The following is a 19,504-nucleotide window of genomic DNA, read 5'->3' on the forward strand; positions in this document are numbered from 1 at the left end:
TAGGTTCTAAAATGGAAACCACAAACAAGCTAAAAGATATTAATGAAGTGTTGGAATTTTTATATCAAGAATTCCCACAATGTTTTAAACAAAAAGATGGCATCAAGCCGCTTAAAGTAGGTATTTTTAAAGATATTGCTGAGCGTATTGAAGGGTCTGAAAAAGTAAGTAAGACTCAAGTTCGTCAAGCGCTTAGAAAATACACGTCTAATTGGCGTTATTTAGAAGCTGTGACTAAGTCAGAGTTTCGTATTGACCTTGATGGTAATCAAGGTGAAAAAGTTGAGCAAGAGCATATCGACCATGCACAAAAAGCATTGGAAGAAAGCCGTGCTAAAATGGCAAAACGCAAAAAACAACAGCGTCCACGCCAAGATTCTGATTCTAAATCTTTCAAGAAAAAACCAGCACATGCTAGTAAAGCAGGCGATAAAAACGCACCTGCAGCTAACAAACCTGCTAAAGCAGCGCCGGCTAAACGTTCAGGAAAAATTGAACCTTTACCAGCAACTGAGGTCAAGGTTAATAATAAGGTTAAGGTTAAACTTGGCCAAGCACTTGTAAACGCAGTAATCACTGAAGTGAACAAAGATGATGTTCATGTTGAATTAGTTACAGGCATGCAAGTTAAAACCAAAGCTGACAGCTTATATATTGTTTAAGTTGTAAATAAATTAAGGAGTTGTGTATGAGTAAAAAGTTTACGCTCATTCCGTTAGTTGCTGCCCTGTTTTCAGGTTCATTATTTGCTGCTGTTGAAGCCGTTACAATTGACGATTTACCCCAGCTTAAGCAAGAGAGTCAACATGGTACTGCTAGCAAACGAGTGGCTAGCTTATTTGCTCGTTCACACTATACACCGGTTCGATTTAACGATGAGCTTTCTAGTAAAGTGTACGATCGTTATATCGAATCCCTTGATTTTAATAAAAGCGTTTTCTTAGCCAGCGATATTGCCTCTTTTGAGCAATATCGTGATGACTTTGACAACGCGATTACTACCGGTAAATTAGAATTTACGTTTGATATTTTTAACTTAAGTCTTAAACGCCGTTTTGAACGTTACGAGTATTCACTTACTTTACTTGAAAAAGAAATGACGTTTGATAAAGAAGATGAATACTTTTATGACCGTGAAGATTCGGCATGGCCTGTGTCACAAGCTGAGCTTGATGAAATTTGGCGTGAGCGTGTAAAGTACGATGCACTGCGTTTAAAAATGACGGGTAAAGATTGGGAAGGCATTAAAGAAGTTCTGACCAAACGTTATAAAAATGCAGAAAAACGTTTAGTACAATCTAATTCAGAAGATGCTTTTCAAATTGTTATGAATTCGCTAGCACGCAGTATTGAGGCGCATACGTCTTACTTATCGCCACGTCGTGCAGAGCAATTCAAAATGGATATGGACTTAGAGCTTGAAGGCATTGGTGCCGTGCTAAGCCCTGATGAAGACTACACTGTTATTCGCAGCTTAGTGCCAGGAGGCCCTGCAGATAAAACAGATCAAATTAAAGCTGATGATCGCATTATCGGCGTTGCCCAAGATGGCGAAGAATTTGTAGACGTAATTGGCTGGCGTTTAGATGACGTAGTTGATTTAATTAAAGGCCCTAAAGGGACTAAAGTACGTCTACAGTACTTAAAAGGTGTTGACGCTCACGGTGCACCTAAAGTTGTTGAAATCACTCGTGATAAAATTCGACTTGAAGATAGAGCGGCTAAATCAGAAGTATTTGAAGCCAAATACTCTGACTTAACAAGTAAAGTTGGAGTGATTGAAATTCCTGGCTTTTACAATAATCTTTCTAAAGATGTAAAAGTTGAACTGGCTAAGCTTAAAGAAGAAAAAGTTGATGGCATTATTATCGACCTACGCCAAAATGGTGGTGGTTCTTTATATGAAGCGACTCAATTGTCAGGTTTGTTTTTTGACCAAGGTCCAGTTGTTCAAATTCATACCTTAAATAACCGTATAGAAGAGCAAAAAGATCGCGATGGTATAACTTATTACGATGGCCCTTTAACTGTTTTAGTTGACCGCTACAGTGCCTCTGCTTCTGAAATATTTGCAGCAGCAATGCAAGATTACGGTCGTGCGGTTATTATTGGCGAGCAAACATTTGGTAAAGGTACTGTACAGCAGCACAAAGGCTTAGGCCGCGCATATGACCTATACGATAATGCGCTAGGTAGTGTACAGTATACTATTGCTAAGTTTTATCGCATTAACGGGGGGAGTACACAACATAAAGGTGTGATCCCTGATATTTCGTTTCCATCAGCAATCGATCCTGCAGAGTGGGGCGAAAGTAAGCAAGATAATGCACTTCCTTGGGATAGCATTGTTAAAGCGAAATACAAAAAGTTAGGTAATTTAACACCTATTATTACCTACCTTGAGAAGCAACACGAAGTACGAATTAAATCAGAACCAGAATTTGGTTATGTATTTAATGACATTACCTTATACAACGAAGAGAAAGACCGTAAAACTATCTCTTTAGTTGAAGCTACGCGTATTAAAGAAAAAGATGAAGGTGAAGCACGTGCACTTGTACGTACTAACGAACGTCTTAAGCGTTTAGGTAAAGACCCGGTAGAAAACTTAGACGATTTACCAGAAGTAATTGAAGAGCTTGACCCATTTTTAGAAGAAGCTGCATTAATTACTCAAGACTATATTAATTATGGTCGTATAGCTAAGAAGTAATAACTGGTTTTACCTCTATAAAAAAGGCGCTTTAGCGCCTTTTTTACTACCTAAAATTTACTAAATTGTTATAATCTTTGATTACATAAATTTGAGCTAGATTAATGACGCTCAGTTAATGCGCTTAACGTGCTAAAAATAATAATTAAACACACAGTAAGTGTGTCTAGGAGTCTCTACTTTGAAGCTATTGGATGACAAACCAATCAAGCCCGCCTCGTTTTTTGATGCGTTAATTCCTATCTCTGTATTAATTTGTTTACTAGGTGCTGCAGTTTACTTATTTGGTGATAACTCTTCATCAGGGCCCAACCAAATTGCGCTTTTATTTGCTACTTTTGCAGCGGCTTTAATTGGGCTTAAAAACGGTTATACATGGAAAAAGTTAGAACAAGCCATGATTGAAGGTATAACGCTTTCGCTTGGAGCTATCCTAATTTTACTTATGGTAGGTGCGTTAATTGGCACTTGGCTACTTTCTGGAACGGTACCAACTTTAATTTATTATGGCTTGCAAGTTATAAACCCAAGTTGGTTTTACGCAGCGAGTTGTTTAATTTGTGGCATTGTAGCTATGAGCATTGGTAGCTCTTGGACTACTGCCGCTACAATAGGTGTTGCTTTATTAGGTGTTGCAACGGGTCTTGGACTTGAGCAAACAGTAACAGCAGGCGCTGTTATATCTGGCGCGTACTTTGGTGATAAGCTAAGCCCGCTGTCTGAAACAACAAATTTAGCGCCAGCAGTTGTAGGCGCAGATTTGTTTGAGCATATTCAACATATGCTGTGGACGACAGTACCTAGTTTTGTAATTGCACTGATTATATTTATATTCATGGGCTTTAACGCAACTGCTTCAAGCGAAGCGGGGCGTATTGATGAAATAACGGCTATTTTACAGCAAAACTTTAATATTGGTTTTGAAATGCTAATCCCGCTAATTGTACTTTTAGTTTTAGCGATTAAAAAAATGCCGGCCTTTCCTGCTATCTCTATAGGTGCTGTTGTAGGCGCTGTTTGGGCGATGTTGTTTCAATCTGATTTAATTGCTAGCCAAATTGATGTTTCTCAAGGACAGCTAGTTGGCTACTTTAAGCTTGTTTGGACGACGTTTTTTGATGGTTTTAGCATAAGTACAGGTGATGACAAAATGGACTCTCTACTTAGTGGTGGCGGTATGTCCGGAATGCTTACAACCACATGGCTTATTATGACTGCACTGATGTTTGGTGCAATTATGGAAAAAACAGGCCTTTTGGATATTTTTGTTAAAAGCATACTTAAAATAGCTAAAAGTACGGGATCGTTAATTGCGGCAACTATAGCAACGTGTATTGGTACTAACGTGATAGCGGCCGATCAATATATTGCAATTGTAGTACCTGGTCGTATGTTTAAAGATGAATATGAAAAACGTGGTTTGAAGCCTGTTAACTTATCTCGTACATTGGAAGATGGCGGTACAATTACCAGCCCTCTAATTCCATGGAACACGTGTGGCGCATATATGCAAAGCGTTTTACTAATAAACCCTTTTGATTATGCACTTTACGCTTTCTTTAACTTAATTAACCCTGTTTTAGCGGTTGTTTATGCCTACTTAGGCATTAAAATTTTACGTATTAAGCCAAAACAATCCGCCTAATTTTAAACAGCTCCTTTTAACTGAAAAGGAGCTGTTTTGGAGTATCTATGACTGAATCAAGTAAACCTCAAGCACAATATCTTAAAGACTATAAAGCTCCTGATTTTTTAATTGACCACACAGAGCTAACCTTTGACTTACAGCCATTATCAACCAAAGTAAGCTCTTTGCTAACACTAACGCGGGTTGGTGATAAAAAAGCACCTTTAGTACTTGATGGTATTGATTTACGCTTACTCTCTTTATCTGTTGATACGGTCGATATAACTGATTATGAAATTATTGGTGAGCAGCTAATAATTAATAATTTACCGGATAGTTGCCAATTAAGTATTGTGACCGAGATATCACCTGAGACAAATACTTCTCTAGAGGGTTTGTATTTATCTGGCGGTGCGTATTGTACACAGTGTGAAGCGCAGGGTTTTAGAAAAATCACCTATTACATGGATCGCCCTGATGTACTTGCCACGTTTGATGTAACTATCATTGCCGATAAAAAATATCTGCAACTTCTTTCTAATGGTAATCAAGTAGACAGTGGTGAAACACAAGATGGTCGTCATTTTGTAAAATGGCAAGACCCATTTAAAAAGCCGAGCTATTTATTTGCACTTGTAGCGGGCGATTTTGATGTTTTAAAAGACACGTACACAACTAAAAGCGGCAGGGATGTAGAGTTAGCATTGTTTGTTGATAAAGGTAATTTATCTAAAACACCCCATGCTATTGCTTCACTTAAAAAAGCAATGCAGTGGGATGAAGATCGCTTTAATTTAGAGTATGACCTTGATATTTATATGATTGTAGCCGTCGATTTTTTCAACATGGGCGCGATGGAAAATAAAGGGCTGAACGTTTTCAATAGCAAATGCGTATTAGCTAATCAAGAAACAGCCACAGATAAAGACTACCATACGATTGAATCTATTGTAGGGCATGAGTATTTTCATAACTGGACTGGTAACCGAGTTACTTGTAGAGATTGGTTTCAGTTATCGTTAAAAGAAGGTTTAACGGTTTTTAGGGATCAAGAATTTAGCAGTGATTTAGGCTCTCGTGCACTTAACCGAATTGATGCGGTTAAAGTAATGCGTACGCATCAGTTTAGTGAAGATGCAGGCCCTATGGCTCATCCAATTCGCCCAGAGAAAGTTATTGAAATGAATAACTTTTATACAGTTACTGTATACGATAAAGGTGCTGAAGTTATCCGTATGATGCACACATTGTTGGGTGAAACGAACTTCCAAAAAGGTATGACACTTTACTTTGAGCGCCACGATGGGCAAGCAGTTACATGTGATGACTTTGTTAGTGCGATGAGCGATGCATCAGGCGTTAATTTAGAGCAATTTAAACAATGGTACAGCCAATCAGGTACACCGCGTTTAAATGCAATTCAAAAATTTGATAGCAGCTCAAATACATACACTTTGACAATCGAGCAAACAGCGCCGGCTAATCAGCCAGAGAATAAACCGCTTCATATACCTTTTGCTATTGAACTACTTGATGCCAACGGGCAGAGTATTGCTCTGCAATATAAAGGTAAAAAGCTAGATCATGTACTTGATGTAACAAATACGACCCAAACATTTAGCTTTGACAATATTTTAGAAAAGCCTGTTGCAGTTTTACTCGAAGACTTTTCTGCTCCTTGTATTTTAAATCAGCAAACAACAGAGCCAGAACTATTGCATATTATGCGTTTTGCGCGCAGTGATTTTTCACGTTGGGATGCACAACAGCAGCTATTCATTAAGGCGATTAAATCTCAAATCACCGATACAACGAATAGCGTATTAAGTAGCGAAATTATAAATGCGCTACGTGTGCTTATAAACACCAAAGAGGGCGATTTAGCTTTAATTGCAGAGCTGTTTAAATTGCCAAGTTTTGACACGTTAGCTGCTGAATTTGATGTAATACCTGTTGATGAGATTATCGAAATAACAGAAAAGTTTGAGCAACAAATTGCTGATGAACTTGCTGATGAATTACTTAGTTGTTACGAATCTCTTGAAGATGATGGCAGTGTAAGTGCAACCTCCGTTGCGAATCGTGCTTTAAAACAAATATGCTTGCACTACCTTGCTAGAACACAAAAACCTGAGGCTGTAACCTTTATTAAGGAGGCTGCAAGTTCGACTAATATGACTAATGTACTTGGCGCCCTAAGCGCAGTGGTAAAAGCTTCACACCCTGTTCGACAAGCGCTTTTGAGTCATTTTGATAGTCAGTGGCGTCATGATGTTTTAGTCATGGATAAGTGGTTTGCACTGCAAGCTATGCAATCAGGCAGTAATGCGATAGAAAATATTAAAGCACTTTATGAACACCCGTGTTTTGACTTTTCAAATCCTAACCGTGTACGTGCACTTGTAGGAAGTTTTAGCCACTTTAATACAGCGCAATTTCATCGATCAGATGCTCAAGGCTATGCGTTATTAGGTGATTTATTAATAAAACTTAATGCAATTAATCCACAAAATGCGTCTCGTATGCTTACACCATTTATGTCGTGGAAGCGTTACGATGATGTACGTTCACACGCAATGAAATTGCAATTACAGCGTTTAGCCAACCTCGATGGCCTAAGTGCTGACTTGTATGAAAAGGTTGAAAAAGCGCTCGCATAAATGATTGAGTATTATTTTAGCCTAAGATTGAGCTATAACGAGTGCATGGATTACTACCATGGCCGTTTTAGCTCATTACAAGTTGTAGAAGATGGCGGGAAAACAGTACGTTTTTCTGCTAATCATTTAAGACCTTTTATTACCAGCCTAGGTATAAGAGGGCGTTTTAGAATGTTATTAACCCCCGAAAATAAATTCATTCGTATTGAACAAGTGGCTTAGCTCCCTGTTTTTATGTTATAAAACCATAAAAATATTGTATTTTTGTTAATTTCAATTTGTCCTATTGTTAAATAACGTGTATAAATTATCTGGTACGACGTCTTACCAATACGTAAGCGTTAACCAGAATAAAAAGTATATGACTGATTTGAGCGAGTATTTGTAATTTCACTGATTCGCTTCTATCGTTATGATTACACTAAAAACAATAACTTGATCACACAAAATGACCCGCGACAGGGGGGAACCAAAATGATAAGAAGATCGCTTTTTGTTAAAAATAGAATCGCTATAGGTTTAGCAGCCGCTAGTTTAGGTTTATCTGCAGCAAGTACTCAAGCTGTAACATTTGAAGCTGGAGGTTTTGATATTACCTTCGATTCAACTTTTTCATATGGGCAAAGTGTTCGCGTAGAGGATAGAGACTTTAACCTAATTGGTAAAAGTAATAATCCAGCATTTGATTGGACAGGATACAATCCTGCGCTAAGTAACACTATCTATTCATCTCAAGATGTATGGGCTCAACCTGGGTCTTATTCAAATAACGGTGATGCTGGTAATTTAAATTTTGATAGTGGTGACTCATTCTCAAAACTATTGAAGGGAACACACGACCTTTCAATAAATAAAGATAACTACGGTTTGTTTACTCGCTTCATGTATTTTTACGACTTTGCTTTAATGGATGGCTACCACGCTTATTCAAACCCTACATCAGGGCAAGGTGTTGATCCATGTGATGATAAAGACACTAAAGCACAAAGCTGTGCCGACATACGTTTATTAGATGCGTTTGTATGGGCCGATTTTGATTTAAATGATGGTAATAACCCTTTATCTGTCCGTTTAGGCCAGCAAGTAGTTAACTGGGGTGAAAGTACGCTTATATCTCATGGTATTAACGTAAACCCAGTTGATATAGATAGGTTAAAAGCTCCAGGCGCTGAGTTAAAAGAAGCATTTATACCAATAGGTATGCTTTGGGCATCGCTTGGTATTACTGAGAACATTACGCTTGAAGGTTTCTACCAATACCAATGGCAGGAAACGCGTTTACCAGCAGCAGGTACATACTTTTCTACTAATGACTTTGCAGCAGAAAATGGTTATCAGCAGAATGTTCAATTAGGCTTTACGTCTAATCCTGATATTGATGTTGCTTTTTTAACTGATAGTTTGAATAACCTAACATCCGATTTTGCATTAGCAGCCGCTGCTCAAGGTATTGATCCTTCAAGTGCTGAGGGGAGTGCTTTATTAGCCCAGATGTATCTTGCTTATCCAACTAAGGTTGCGCTTAAAGGCAAAGGGGATAATGGTAAAAATGAGCCTGAAGATGGTGGCCAATACGGTTTACGTTTAGGTATATTTTTACCTGAGTTTAATGATACTGAGATTGCATTATACCATGTGAATTATCACAGTCGTCGTCCGCTTATATCTGGTCGTGTATCAAACTTTTCGCAAGCAGCAATTGCACAAGATTTAGCAATGATCATGACAACAGAAATCACGTCAGATAATGTTGCTGATTTAACCGCTTTTTCAAAAGCTGAAAATGACTACCCTGAAGATATTAAACTATATGGTTTAAGTTTTAACACGACTATCGGTGAAACAGCCTTTGCAGGTGAATTTGCCTTTCGTCAAGATGAGCCACTGCAAATTGATGACGTAGAGCTACTGTACACAGCTATGCCTGAGCAGTTAGCGCTTGCAGGTCTTCGTCCAGACTTTGCAGGTATTTCGCAAATGAGTTTTGGCGATGATATTAGTTCTGTTGCTGCGGGTGAAGTTGCTCAAGGCTATATTGAACGTGATACGTCACAAATTCAATTTACTGCTACTCACCTATTTGGTCCTTCTTTAGGTGCAGATAGTTGGGCTGTTGTTGGTGAAGTAGGTGCAGTAAAAATTCATAATATGCCAGAATACGATGAAATGCGTTTAAATGTTTCGGGTACTGGCCGCAGTGGAACAATTACAGGCCCTGGTACAACTGATTACTCAACATTGCAACTTGGTTTATCAAATGGTGCTGAAGAAAAATCATTTGCTACTGCGTCTTCTTGGGGGTATCGCTTAATTGCTAAAGGTGATTACTTTAACCTATATAACGGTATTAACTTCTCGCCACGTTTTGTATTTTCTCATGACGTAAATGGTAATACTCCAGATCCTATGTTCTTATTTATCGAAGATCGTAAATCTTTAGGTGCAACTATGAACTTTAACTACCAAAATGCGTGGTCACTTGATGTGAGCTATAACTCGTTTTGGGGCGGCGGCGATATTAATACTTTCTCAGACCGCGATTACGTTTCTTTTAACTTAAAATATTCTATTTAGGGGTAACATTACTATGATTAAAAAACCTACCCTCATCGCTACAGCATTTTGTAGCTTGTTTGCAAGTAGCGCAGCTTTAGCTAAATTAAGCGCTGATGAAGTTGCTCAATTAGGTCAAAACTTAACGCCAATGGGTGCAGAAAAAGCAGCTAATGCTGATGGTTCTATTCCAGCTTGGAATAACGGCATTACAGCTGCTCCTACAGGTTATGAAGCTGGTATGCATCACCTTGACCCATTTACAGCTGATAAAGTACTTTTTACTATCGATAAAAGTAATATTGAAAAGTACAAAGCCAATCTAAGCCCGGGTCAAATTGCTTTATTTGAAGCATACCCGGACACATTTAAAATGCCAGTGTATGAAACACGCCGCTCAGCTTCGTACCCACAGTTTGTTTATGACGCGACTAAAAAGTTTGCACCGACTGCTGAATTAATTGAAGGCGGTAATGGTATTAAAAATACAGCGATTGGTATTCCTTTCCCTATTCCTAAAACTGGTTTAGAGGCAATTTGGAATCACTTATTACGTTACCGTGGCCAATCTATTGAGCGTTTTGGTGGTCAAGCCGCACCGACTGCATCTGGTTCTTATAACTATGTTGGTTTTGATGAGCAGTTATTAGTTAAATACTCAGACCCTAGTGCAACACCTGCGGAGCTTCAAGACTCAAATATTTTGTTTAAGTTTAAACAAAGCGTTACAGAGCCTGCGCGTTTAGCGGGTACTGCGTTATTAGTTCATGAAACGATGGACCAAATATTAACGCCGCGCCAAGCATGGACTTATAACTCGGGACAACGTCGCGTTCGTCGTGCACCTAATGTTGCATATGATGCACCAGGCACAGCGGCAGATAGCCTGCGCACTACCGATGACTTTGATATGTTTAATGGCTCGCCAAATCGTTACAATTGGACGCTAAAAGGTAAGCAAGAGTTATATATACCTTACAACAGCTATAAACTTCATAGTGATAAGCTAGAGTACGATGATATTTTAATGCCTGGTCATATCAATCCAGAACATACACGTTACGAAAAACACCGTGTTTGGGTTGTTGAAGCTAACTTAAAAGACGATACACGCCATATCTATAAAAAACGTGTGTTTTACATTGATGAAGATAGCTGGCAAGTACAGGTTACGGATATTTATGATAACCGCGACCAACTTTACCGTGTAGCAATGGCTTATGGCCTTAACTATTACGAAGTACCTACTCAGTGGAGTACGCTTGAAGTTTATCATGATTTAAATTCACGTCGTTATTTAGCAATTGGTTTAGATAACCAAGAAAAAATGTACGATTTTTCACAATCGTTTAATGATAACGAATTTACGTCAAGCGCATTACGTCGCGCAGGTAGATAGTTAGAAGTAAGGCACTTAACTTATGTTAAGTGCCTTTTCCTTTCACATCGCGTTTGTCTTATACCAAATCGCGCAACGCTTTCCTCAGTATATAAAGACAAACAATTCTCTCGTTCAAGGCGATTAAAATTATGAAGTATTTAGTATATGCCAGCCTGATCATAAGCGGTGCGGGTGTTGCCCAGGATGTTCCTGAAAACGCAATCAGTGCAATTAATGCAGATAAAACCCTACTTACTGATATAACAAACACAGGTAACGGGCTAATTGCAGTAGGCAAACATGGTACTGTTATTAAAAGTGAAACAGGTAATAAATGGCAGCAAGCTGAACTTGTACCGACTCAAGTGCTATTAACAGCTGTTGACTTTAGCGATGAAAATAATGGCTGGGCATGTGGCCACGATGCAACAATAATAAATACTACTGACGGTGGTATTAATTGGCAATTACAACAAGCACAACCAGAATTAGACAAACCATGTTTAGATATTCTATTTGAAGATGACTTGAAAGGTTTTGCAGTGGGCGCTTATGGTATGTTTTACCAAACTAGCGATGGTGGTAAACATTGGCAAAAGCGCTTTTTAGATTCGTTACTATTTAGTGATGACAGAGATTATTTAAACGATTTAAAAGAAAACGACCCCGAAGGGTATGAAGCAGAAACAGCTTCAATTTTACCGCACTTTAATCGAATCGAAATAACAGATAACGGATTAATATTGGTTGGTGAAATGGGATTAATGGCCAGAAGCATTGATGATGGTGAAACTTGGCAAAGGATAGAGGAAATTTATCCTGGTTCATTTTTCGCGGTTGCATCAGATAGCACACAAGAAATTGTGGCAGGGCTTCGTGGCAATGTTTTTGCGAAGCAAAATGGTGAACAGCAGTGGCAGCATTTCGAAAATGTAAAAACTGCGACGATCAACAACATCATTAATTACAATAATAAACAATGGCTCATGCTCGCCAATAGTGGCGTTATTTTTCATCTTCAAGATGGGTTACTCACCCATGAGCAGTTAGCCGATGGTAAAGCAATTTTAGATGGCGTGATTTTAAATAACAAACTAATCATGGCTACAGAAGATGGCATTAAAGTGAAGGAGTTAACCCCTTAATGCATAAGTTACTCGATTTTATTGAAAAGGCGATTTTTAGACATCGCTTAATTATGCTTATAAGTTTTGCGCTTATAACGTGTTTACTTGTATTCAAAGCAACTCAAATTCAATTAGATGCCTCGTTTAATAAAAACATCCCGTTAAATCACGACTATATGAAAGTATACACTAAGCATGAAAAACAGTTTGGTGGTGCAAACAGTATTTTGATTTCAGTGTGTGATGACAGCGGTGATATATTTAATCCAGAATTCTTTACTCAGTTAAAAGCGGTCCACGATCAGCTTTATTTTATTCCAGGCGTAAATCGTCCATTAGTTAACTCTATATTTTCACCCAGTGCTCGTTTTGTTGAAGTAGTCGAGGATGGCTTTGCAGGCGGTCCAATTATTCCTGCCAACTTTAAAGCTGACAAACGTGGCTTAGGTGTTGTAAAAGAAAATATCGAAAAAGCAAAAGTTGTAGGACGTATGATTGCCAGCGATTACTCGTGTGCAATGGTAACAGCTCAACTTTTAGAAACAGATCCACAAACACAACAAAAGTTAGACACATTAGCTTTTGCGCAAAAGCTAGAAAGTGATTTAAGAGAGCCTCTAAGCACAGAAAAAGTAAGCATCCATATTATTGGCTTTGCAAAAATGGCCGGTGATATAGCAGAAGGCGCTAAAGGGGTGGTCGTATTTTTTGCTATTGCTATCGCCTTTACCTTTATTATGGTATGGCTATTTTGTGGCAGTTTAAAGCTGACCATTTTGCCTATCGCGTGTTCTATCATTGCTGTTGTTTGGCAATTAGGTCTACTTTCAAGTTTAGGTTTTGGCCTAGACCCTATGTCTATTTTGGTACCGTTTTTAGTATTCGCTATTGGTGTAAGCCATGGTGTGCAGATGATAAATGCGATTGGTAAAAAAGTCGGTGAAGGTAAAACAACACGTATTTGCTGTCAGTCAAGTTTTAGGGCTTTATTGGTCCCAGGTGGTATAGCACTACTTTCAGACACTGTCGGTTTTTTAACATTACTTACCATAGATATTGGTATTATTCGCGAACTTGCCATTACAGCGAGTTTAGGTGTGGCAGTAATTATATTTACTAATTTAATTTTACTACCAGTTTGGGCTTCGTACATGAACTTTGAGAACAGTGTACATATTCAATCTGGTGATGCTACTAAGCCTAACATGCTTGATAAAATTCGAGACCTTCTTGTAAAAGCAACAGATCCTAAAGTAGCTAAAATGATTATTGGTTTTACACTTGTTTTATTTGCTTTAGGCTACTGGCAAGCAGATAAAATGCGTATAGGTGATTTACACGCAGGGGCGCCATCTCTGCATCAAGATGCGCGCTATAATCAAGATACATTCTTAATATCTGATAAATATACTATCTCGTCTGATATCTTAAAGGTAATTGTAGAAGCATATCCTGCAGCATGTACTGAGCATAGTGTGATGGAGCGTATAAGCCGTTTCCAATACAAAGTAGAGAATGTGGCCGGTGTACAGTCTGCTGTAAGTTTGAGCTCTGTAGCTCAATCGGTTAACGCAGGCTACAACGAAGGCAATCTGAAGTGGCAAAGCTTGCCACGAAATTCAGCAAGCTTAGTACAGTCAACATCTAGAGTTGAAACGAGTACAGGTTTACTTAACGGTGATTGTTCAGTTATGCCAGTGATTATATTTTTAGATGATCATAAAGCACAAACTATCGATACTGTAATTAAGAGTGTTAAGCAATTTGCACAAGAAGAGGGCACTGATAAATTAGCATTTAAATTAGCGTCAGGACCTGTTGGCGTAATGGCTGCTACTAATGAGTCTGTCTCAGAAGCGCAAATACCAATGATGCTTTACGTTTATGGTGCTGTTATTATTTTATGCTTAATGAGCTTTAAAAGCGTAAAAGCAACGATTGCCGTAGTATTACCGCTTTATATCGTATCAACGCTTGCACAAGCACTTATGGTGCAATTAGAAATAGGCTTAACCGTTTCTACTTTACCAGTTATTGCTTTAGGTGTGGGTATTGGTGTTGATTATGGTATTTATATACTGTCGTCGATGATGGGGCAGCTTAAGCAAAATGTACCATTGAGTGTTGCTTATCGAAATGCGCTTGTTGAACGTGGAAGTGCGGTTCTATTTACCGGTATAACATTAGCTATTGGTGTGAGTACCTGGATATTCTCAGATCTTAAATTCCAAGTTGATATGGGTATACTGTTAACCTTCATGTTTTTAGTGAATATGTTAGGTGCAGTGTTGTTATTACCTGCTATTGGTAGTCTTCTCTGGACTGACCAGAAAAAATAATGTGAATAATTTTGCTCCTAAATGGCCTGTAAAGGCCATTTATATCTACAATTTGTGAATAGATGACCAAATAGCTGAAATGCTTAAAATGTTTTCATCGAAAAGGCTGTTTATTAGCTGTAAAAGGGTTAGAATTTAATTGACTCCACGCTAATGAATAGCTGTACAAATTCCTGCTCCTGAGCAGTAATAGATTAAGGAACATACAATGACACGAAATGAAGGCCAAGCCTCGGTTATCCTAGATAATGTCTGTAAGCTGATCCAGAAAAAAGTTCGCGCTGATAATGTGTTACTCGTTGAGAAATTCGCCAAAGCCTTGTACAGCAATATGTCTAAAGAGGATTTGGCAAACCGCAACGATAGTGACCTATATGGCGCAGCATTAAGCCTTTGGAACTCGCTAGAAAAAAATACTACCGACGACGCTGTTATTCGCGTTTTCAACCCTGAAGTGGCAAAAGATGGCTGGCAGTCATCGCATACAATTGTAGAAATTATTACTAAAGACATGCCGTTTTTAGTTGATTCTGTTCGTATGGCCATGACACGTGAAAATATCGCCTCTCACTTATTACTTCACTGCCCATTAAAAATTAAGCGCGATGAAAACGCTAAAATTTCTGGTTTATCAAATTTAAAAGCAGAACAAGAATCTTCTTCTACTAAAACAGTATTCTTTATTGAAATCGACCGTCAAACAGATTCTTCTGTGATTGAGTCTTTCAAAAAAGAGTTAGAATCAGTTCTTGTCGATGTGTCGGTTGCCGTTGATGATTGGCAGCCAATCCGTAAAAAATTGATGGCAGTAACTAAAGAGTTACCTAAGCGTCATCATAATAAAACGAAAGAAGAAGTTTCAGAAACAACTGAGTTTTTAGATTGGTTAGCTAAAGATAACTTTACCCTAATGGGTTATCGTGAATATGAGCTAAGCCCAGTTCAAGGTGATTATCAATTAAAAGGTAAAATGGAATCAAGCCTTGGCTTGATGAAAAACTCTACTGAAGAACACACACGATTATTATCAGAATTACCAGAGGTTGCTCGCCAAGAAGCACGTAGTAGCAACCTACTGATCCTAACAAAAACTAACTCTGTTTCTCGCGTTCACCGTCCAGCCTACATTGATTATGTAGGTATTAAGCGTTTTGACGACGAAGGCAATGTAATTGGTGAAGACCGCTTTATTGGTTTGTTCTCATCAAGCTTTTACAATAACAGTGCTACTGATGTGCCAGTATTAAAAAGTAAAATTAATCGCATCATGGAAATGTGTGATTTTGCTAAAGGCACGCATGCTTACAAAGCTGTTTTAAATATTTTAGAAACCTACCCACGTGATGAGCTTGTTCAAGCGCGCGAAAGTGAGCTACTTGAAGTTGCTATGGGTGTGTTACAAGTACAAGAGCGCGATATGTGTCGCTTATTTGTACGTAAAGATGCGTATGGTCGCTTCTTATCTTGCATGGTTTATGTACCTCGCGAGCGCTATAACACGGCACTTCGTCGTGAAACGCAAGATATATTAGCCAATGCATTTAATTCTGACGATAAAGTCGAATTTACTACTTATTTCTCTGAGTCAACACTTGCGCGTACTCATTACACCGTTCGTGTGACCGACAACAAGATCGAATATAACGTGAAAGATATCGAAAACAATTTAGTAGAAGCTGCACGTACGTGGGAAGATAAACTTCAATCTGCACTTTTAGAATCTGCGGGCGAAGCACGTGGTAACGATTTAAATCGTAAATACTGTAATGCGTTTGCACGCTCATACAAAGATGAAGTGCTTCCAAGTGCCGCGGTTGTTGATATCGAAAAGTTAGAATTACTTAGTGATGAAAACAAACTAGAAATGCTTTTCTACCGTCCACAAGAAGAAGCTAATAGCAATATTGTACGATTAAGCTTATTTCATAAAGACGAACCAATTCACTTATCTGATGTTATGCCAATGCTTGAAAACTTTGGTCTGCGCGTTGTTGGCGAAACGCCGTATTCAGTTAAAACAAGCGATGGTCGTATTAATTGGATCATGGACTTCTCGATGCTTATTGATAGCAAAGGGATGGCTGATTTTGATAAGATTTCAGCACGTTTTCGCGCTGCATTAACAAATGTTTGGGGCAACCGCCTTGAAAACGATGGTTTTAACCGTTTAGTGTTAATGGGTGGCCTAACTGGCCGAGAAGCCTCTATTTTACGTGCTTACGCTAAGTATATGCGTCAAATCGGTGTTACGTTCTCTCAGACTTACATTGAAAGCACATTTGCTAACTATCCAAATATTGCTGCGCAAATTGTTAATTTATTTGCTAAAAAGTTCTCAATTAAGAGCCCAGCAAGTGCCAAAACACTTGAGAAGCTAAGCACACAAATCTATTTAGAGCTTGAAAATGTAGCAAACCTAGATGACGACCGTATTATTCGTTTATACGTCGATATGATTGTTGCAACGCTTCGTACTAACTATTTCCAAAAAGATGATGCAGGTCAGTTTAAGTCGTATGTATCATTTAAAATACAACCAAGCTTAATTCCTGATGTACCGCTTCCTCTTCCAGCGTTTGAGATTTTTGTTTATTCTCCGCGCGTAGAAGGTGTGCATTTACGTTACGGTAAAGTAGCGCGTGGTGGCTTGCGTTGGTCTGACCGTCGTGAAGACTTCCGTACTGAAGTTCTTGGCTTAGTTAAAGCGCAACAAGTTAAAAATACAGTAATTGTACCTGTTGGTTCTAAAGGTGGCTTTGTATGTAAACAATTACCAAGTGAGCGTGAAGCGTTTATTAAAGAAGGCCAAGAGTGTTATAAAATCTTTATCCGTGGTCTTTTGGATATTACAGATAACATTGAACGCGGTGAAATAGTGCCAGCTCGCGATGTTGTTCGCCACGATGAAGATGATGCTTACTTAGTGGTTGCAGCCGATAAAGGAACTGCTACTTTCTCTGATATCGCAAATGGCATAGCTAATGAATACAATTTCTGGCTTGGCGATGCATTTGCATCAGGTGGCTCGGTTGGTTACGATCACAAGAAAATGGGTATTACAGCTAAAGGCGCATGGGAGTCAGTTAAACGACATTTCCGTGAAATGGACATTGACTGTCAAACGACTGACTTTACAGTGGTAGCTATTGGCGACATGGCGGGTGACGTATTTGGTAATGGCATGTTGTTATCTAAGCATATTCGTTTACAAGTTGCCTTTAACCATATGCACATTTTTGTTGATCCGAACCCAGACGCTGCTACTTCTTATCCAGAGCGCGAACGTTTATTTAACATGCCGCGTTCATCGTGGGAAGACTACAACAAAGAGTTAATTTCTGCCGGTGGTGGTGTTTTCTCTCGTGCTGCTAAATCAATTACGCTTAGCCCAGAAATGAAAAAAATGTTGGGCACTAAAAAAGCAAGTATGACCCCAAATGAGTTAATGAAAGCTTCATTGATGATGGAGTTCGATTTACTGTGGAATGGCGGTATTGGTACATACATTAAAAACTCTAAAGAAACTGATGCAGATGTAGGGGATCGTGCAAACGATGCACTACGTATCAATGGTAGAGATTTAGGCGCTAAAATAATTGGTGAGGGCGGTAACTTAGGGGCAACTCAATTAGGTCGTGTTGAATTTGCAGCTAAGGGTGGTCGTGTTAATACAGACTTTATTGATAACGTAGGGGGCGTTGCTTGTTCAGATAACGAAGTTAACATTAAGATTTTACTTAATGGCTTGGTTGCTGAAGGTGACTTAACACGTAAACAACGTGATGAGCTACTTTATTCAATGACAGACGAGGTATCTGAGTTAGTATTAAAAGATTGTTATCGTCAAACACATACTATTTCAATTACGCAGTCTAAAGGTACTTCAACGCTTAAAGAAAAGATTCGCTTTATTCATGCACTTGAAAAAGATGGCAAGTTAAACCGTGCTATTGAGTTCATTCCAAGTGATGAAGAATTGGCAGAACGTGCAGCCGCTGGTAAAGACTTAACTCGTCCTGAGCTTTCAGTGCTAGTGTCTTACGCAAAAATGGTATTAAAAGAGTCTTTGGTAAGTGATGAAATTACTGAAAACCCTTACTATCGCCAATTGCTTGTGAAGTCATTCCCACGTCCTCTACGTGAGAAGTTTAACGATGCGATGAACAACCATCCACTTCGTAAAGAAATTATTGCAACTAAACTTGCTAACAGTATCGTTAATGATATGGGTTTAAACTTCATGGTACGTATGCATGAAGAAACCGGTGCAAACGAAGCTGAAATTGCAATGTGTTACTCAATTGCTAGCGAAATATTTGAAATGCGTGATACATGGTCTTCTATCAGCGCACTGGATAATAAAATACCAGCAGCGGTACAAACTGAAATGCTTTACCAACTTCGTCGTACTGTTCGCCGTACTACGCGTTGGTTCTTACGCCATCGTAATAAGTCACAAACGATTGAACAAGGAATTGAATTCTTTGCGCCAACATTTAAAGATTTAAGTGATAACTTAAATACCTACATGATTGAAAAAGAAAATGACCGCATTGTAATTGAAGCCAATAAGTTAATTGATGCCGGCGTTCCTGCAGATATAGCTAAGCGTATTGTTTCATTATCAAGCTTATTCTCTGTGATGGATTTAGCTGAAGTTGCTAATAATTCAGGTAAGAGTATTTCGATGGTATCGAATACTTACTTTAAACTAGGCGCAAGAATGGGTCTGCATTGGTTCTTAGAGCAAATAACTAAGCAACCAGTAGCAAATCATTGGCAAGCACTTGCTCGTTCATCTTACCGTGAGGAGCTTGATTGGCAGCAACGTACGTTATCTGAAGTGGTTTTAAATAGCTTTGAAGGTGATGAGAGTGATGTTGATAGTCAAATAGATCAGTGGATGGATAGCCAAGATTTATTACTTCAACGTTGGAAACAAATGCTGGCTGAGTTTAAAACATCACAAAGCCACGACTTTGCAAAGTTCTCAGTTGCACTTCGTGAACTTATGTTATTAAGTCACAACTGTGATACATCAGGAAAATAATTTAGCTTTAATCTATTATTTGTTTAGTAAATAAATAACTGATTGTTAAATTTG

Annotated in this window: 10 protein-coding genes; all 10 read left to right on the top strand. The window is 38.6% G+C overall.

The features are described 5' to 3' along the window. Window positions 1-11: 11 nt before the first annotated feature. The 10 genes from proQ to BW142_RS08515 all read left to right on the top strand — a co-directional run bounded on the left by proQ (window position 12) and on the right by BW142_RS08515 (window position 19,450). Window positions 12-662, top strand: a complete 651-nt coding sequence (gene proQ, locus BW142_RS08470; protein ID WP_024600504.1) for an RNA chaperone ProQ — start codon at window positions 12-14, stop codon at window positions 660-662. Window positions 663-688: 26 nt separating this feature from the next. Beyond that, window positions 689-2,713: a carboxy terminal-processing peptidase gene (gene prc / locus BW142_RS08475; RefSeq protein ID WP_076924574.1), complete on the top strand. Its 2,025-nt coding sequence runs from the start codon at window positions 689-691 to the stop codon at window positions 2,711-2,713. 181 nt (window positions 2,714-2,894) lie between these two features. After that, window positions 2,895-4,358: a Na+/H+ antiporter NhaC gene (gene nhaC, locus BW142_RS08480; protein WP_007586912.1), complete on the top strand. Its 1,464-nt coding sequence runs from the start codon at window positions 2,895-2,897 to the stop codon at window positions 4,356-4,358. A gap of 47 nt (window positions 4,359-4,405) precedes the next feature. Further along, entirely contained in the window at window positions 4,406-7,000 is a 2,595-nt protein-coding gene (gene pepN / locus BW142_RS08485; RefSeq protein WP_076924575.1) for an aminopeptidase N, read from the top strand. Next, window positions 7,001-7,222: a DUF2835 domain-containing protein gene (locus BW142_RS08490; RefSeq protein ID WP_033036512.1), complete on the top strand. Its 222-nt coding sequence runs from the start codon at window positions 7,001-7,003 to the stop codon at window positions 7,220-7,222. Between the two features lie 252 nt (window positions 7,223-7,474). Continuing rightward, window positions 7,475-9,574, top strand: coding sequence for a DUF1302 domain-containing protein (locus tag BW142_RS08495; RefSeq protein WP_076924576.1), 2,100 nt, complete (start codon window positions 7,475-7,477; stop codon window positions 9,572-9,574). Between the two features lie 13 nt (window positions 9,575-9,587). Then, on the top strand, window positions 9,588-10,952 hold the full coding sequence (locus tag BW142_RS08500) for a DUF1329 domain-containing protein (protein ID WP_076924577.1): 1,365 nt from the start codon (window positions 9,588-9,590) through the stop codon (window positions 10,950-10,952). 131 nt (window positions 10,953-11,083) lie between these two features. Beyond that, a complete protein-coding gene (locus BW142_RS08505) occupies window positions 11,084-12,079 on the top strand; it encodes a YCF48-related protein (RefSeq protein ID WP_076924578.1) in 996 nt (331 codons plus the stop codon). Further along, window positions 12,079-14,400, top strand: a complete 2,322-nt coding sequence (locus tag BW142_RS08510; RefSeq protein ID WP_076924579.1) for an MMPL family transporter — start codon at window positions 12,079-12,081, stop codon at window positions 14,398-14,400. The genes BW142_RS08505 and BW142_RS08510 overlap by 1 nt, the downstream gene beginning before the upstream one ends. A 208-nt stretch (window positions 14,401-14,608) precedes the next feature. After that, a complete protein-coding gene (locus tag BW142_RS08515) occupies window positions 14,609-19,450 on the top strand; it encodes an NAD-glutamate dehydrogenase (RefSeq protein ID WP_076924580.1) in 4,842 nt (1,613 codons plus the stop codon). Window positions 19,451-19,504 lie beyond the last annotated feature (54 nt).

Origin of the sequence: Pseudoalteromonas sp. EB27 (assembly GCF_001974875.1) — a bacterium.
Lineage (GTDB): Bacteria > Pseudomonadota > Gammaproteobacteria > Enterobacterales > Alteromonadaceae > Pseudoalteromonas.

What these genes read in the sequence shown, in the direction of transcription:
- BW142_RS08490 (WP_033036512.1), top strand. Translation starts at nt 7,001, where the DNA reads ATGATTGAGTATTATTTTAGCCTAAGATTGAGCTATAACGAGTGCATG.
- prc (WP_076924574.1), top strand. Translation starts at nt 689, where the DNA reads ATGAGTAAAAAGTTTACGCTCATTCCGTTAGTTGCTGCCCTGTTTTCA.
- pepN (WP_076924575.1), top strand. Translation starts at nt 4,406, where the DNA reads ATGACTGAATCAAGTAAACCTCAAGCACAATATCTTAAAGACTATAAA.
- BW142_RS08500 (WP_076924577.1), top strand. Translation starts at nt 9,588, where the DNA reads ATGATTAAAAAACCTACCCTCATCGCTACAGCATTTTGTAGCTTGTTT.
- BW142_RS08515 (WP_076924580.1), top strand. Translation starts at nt 14,609, where the DNA reads ATGACACGAAATGAAGGCCAAGCCTCGGTTATCCTAGATAATGTCTGT.
- BW142_RS08505 (WP_076924578.1), top strand. Translation starts at nt 11,084, where the DNA reads ATGAAGTATTTAGTATATGCCAGCCTGATCATAAGCGGTGCGGGTGTT.
- BW142_RS08510 (WP_076924579.1), top strand. Translation starts at nt 12,079, where the DNA reads ATGCATAAGTTACTCGATTTTATTGAAAAGGCGATTTTTAGACATCGC.
- BW142_RS08495 (WP_076924576.1), top strand. Translation starts at nt 7,475, where the DNA reads ATGATAAGAAGATCGCTTTTTGTTAAAAATAGAATCGCTATAGGTTTA.
- proQ (WP_024600504.1), top strand. Translation starts at nt 12, where the DNA reads ATGGAAACCACAAACAAGCTAAAAGATATTAATGAAGTGTTGGAATTT.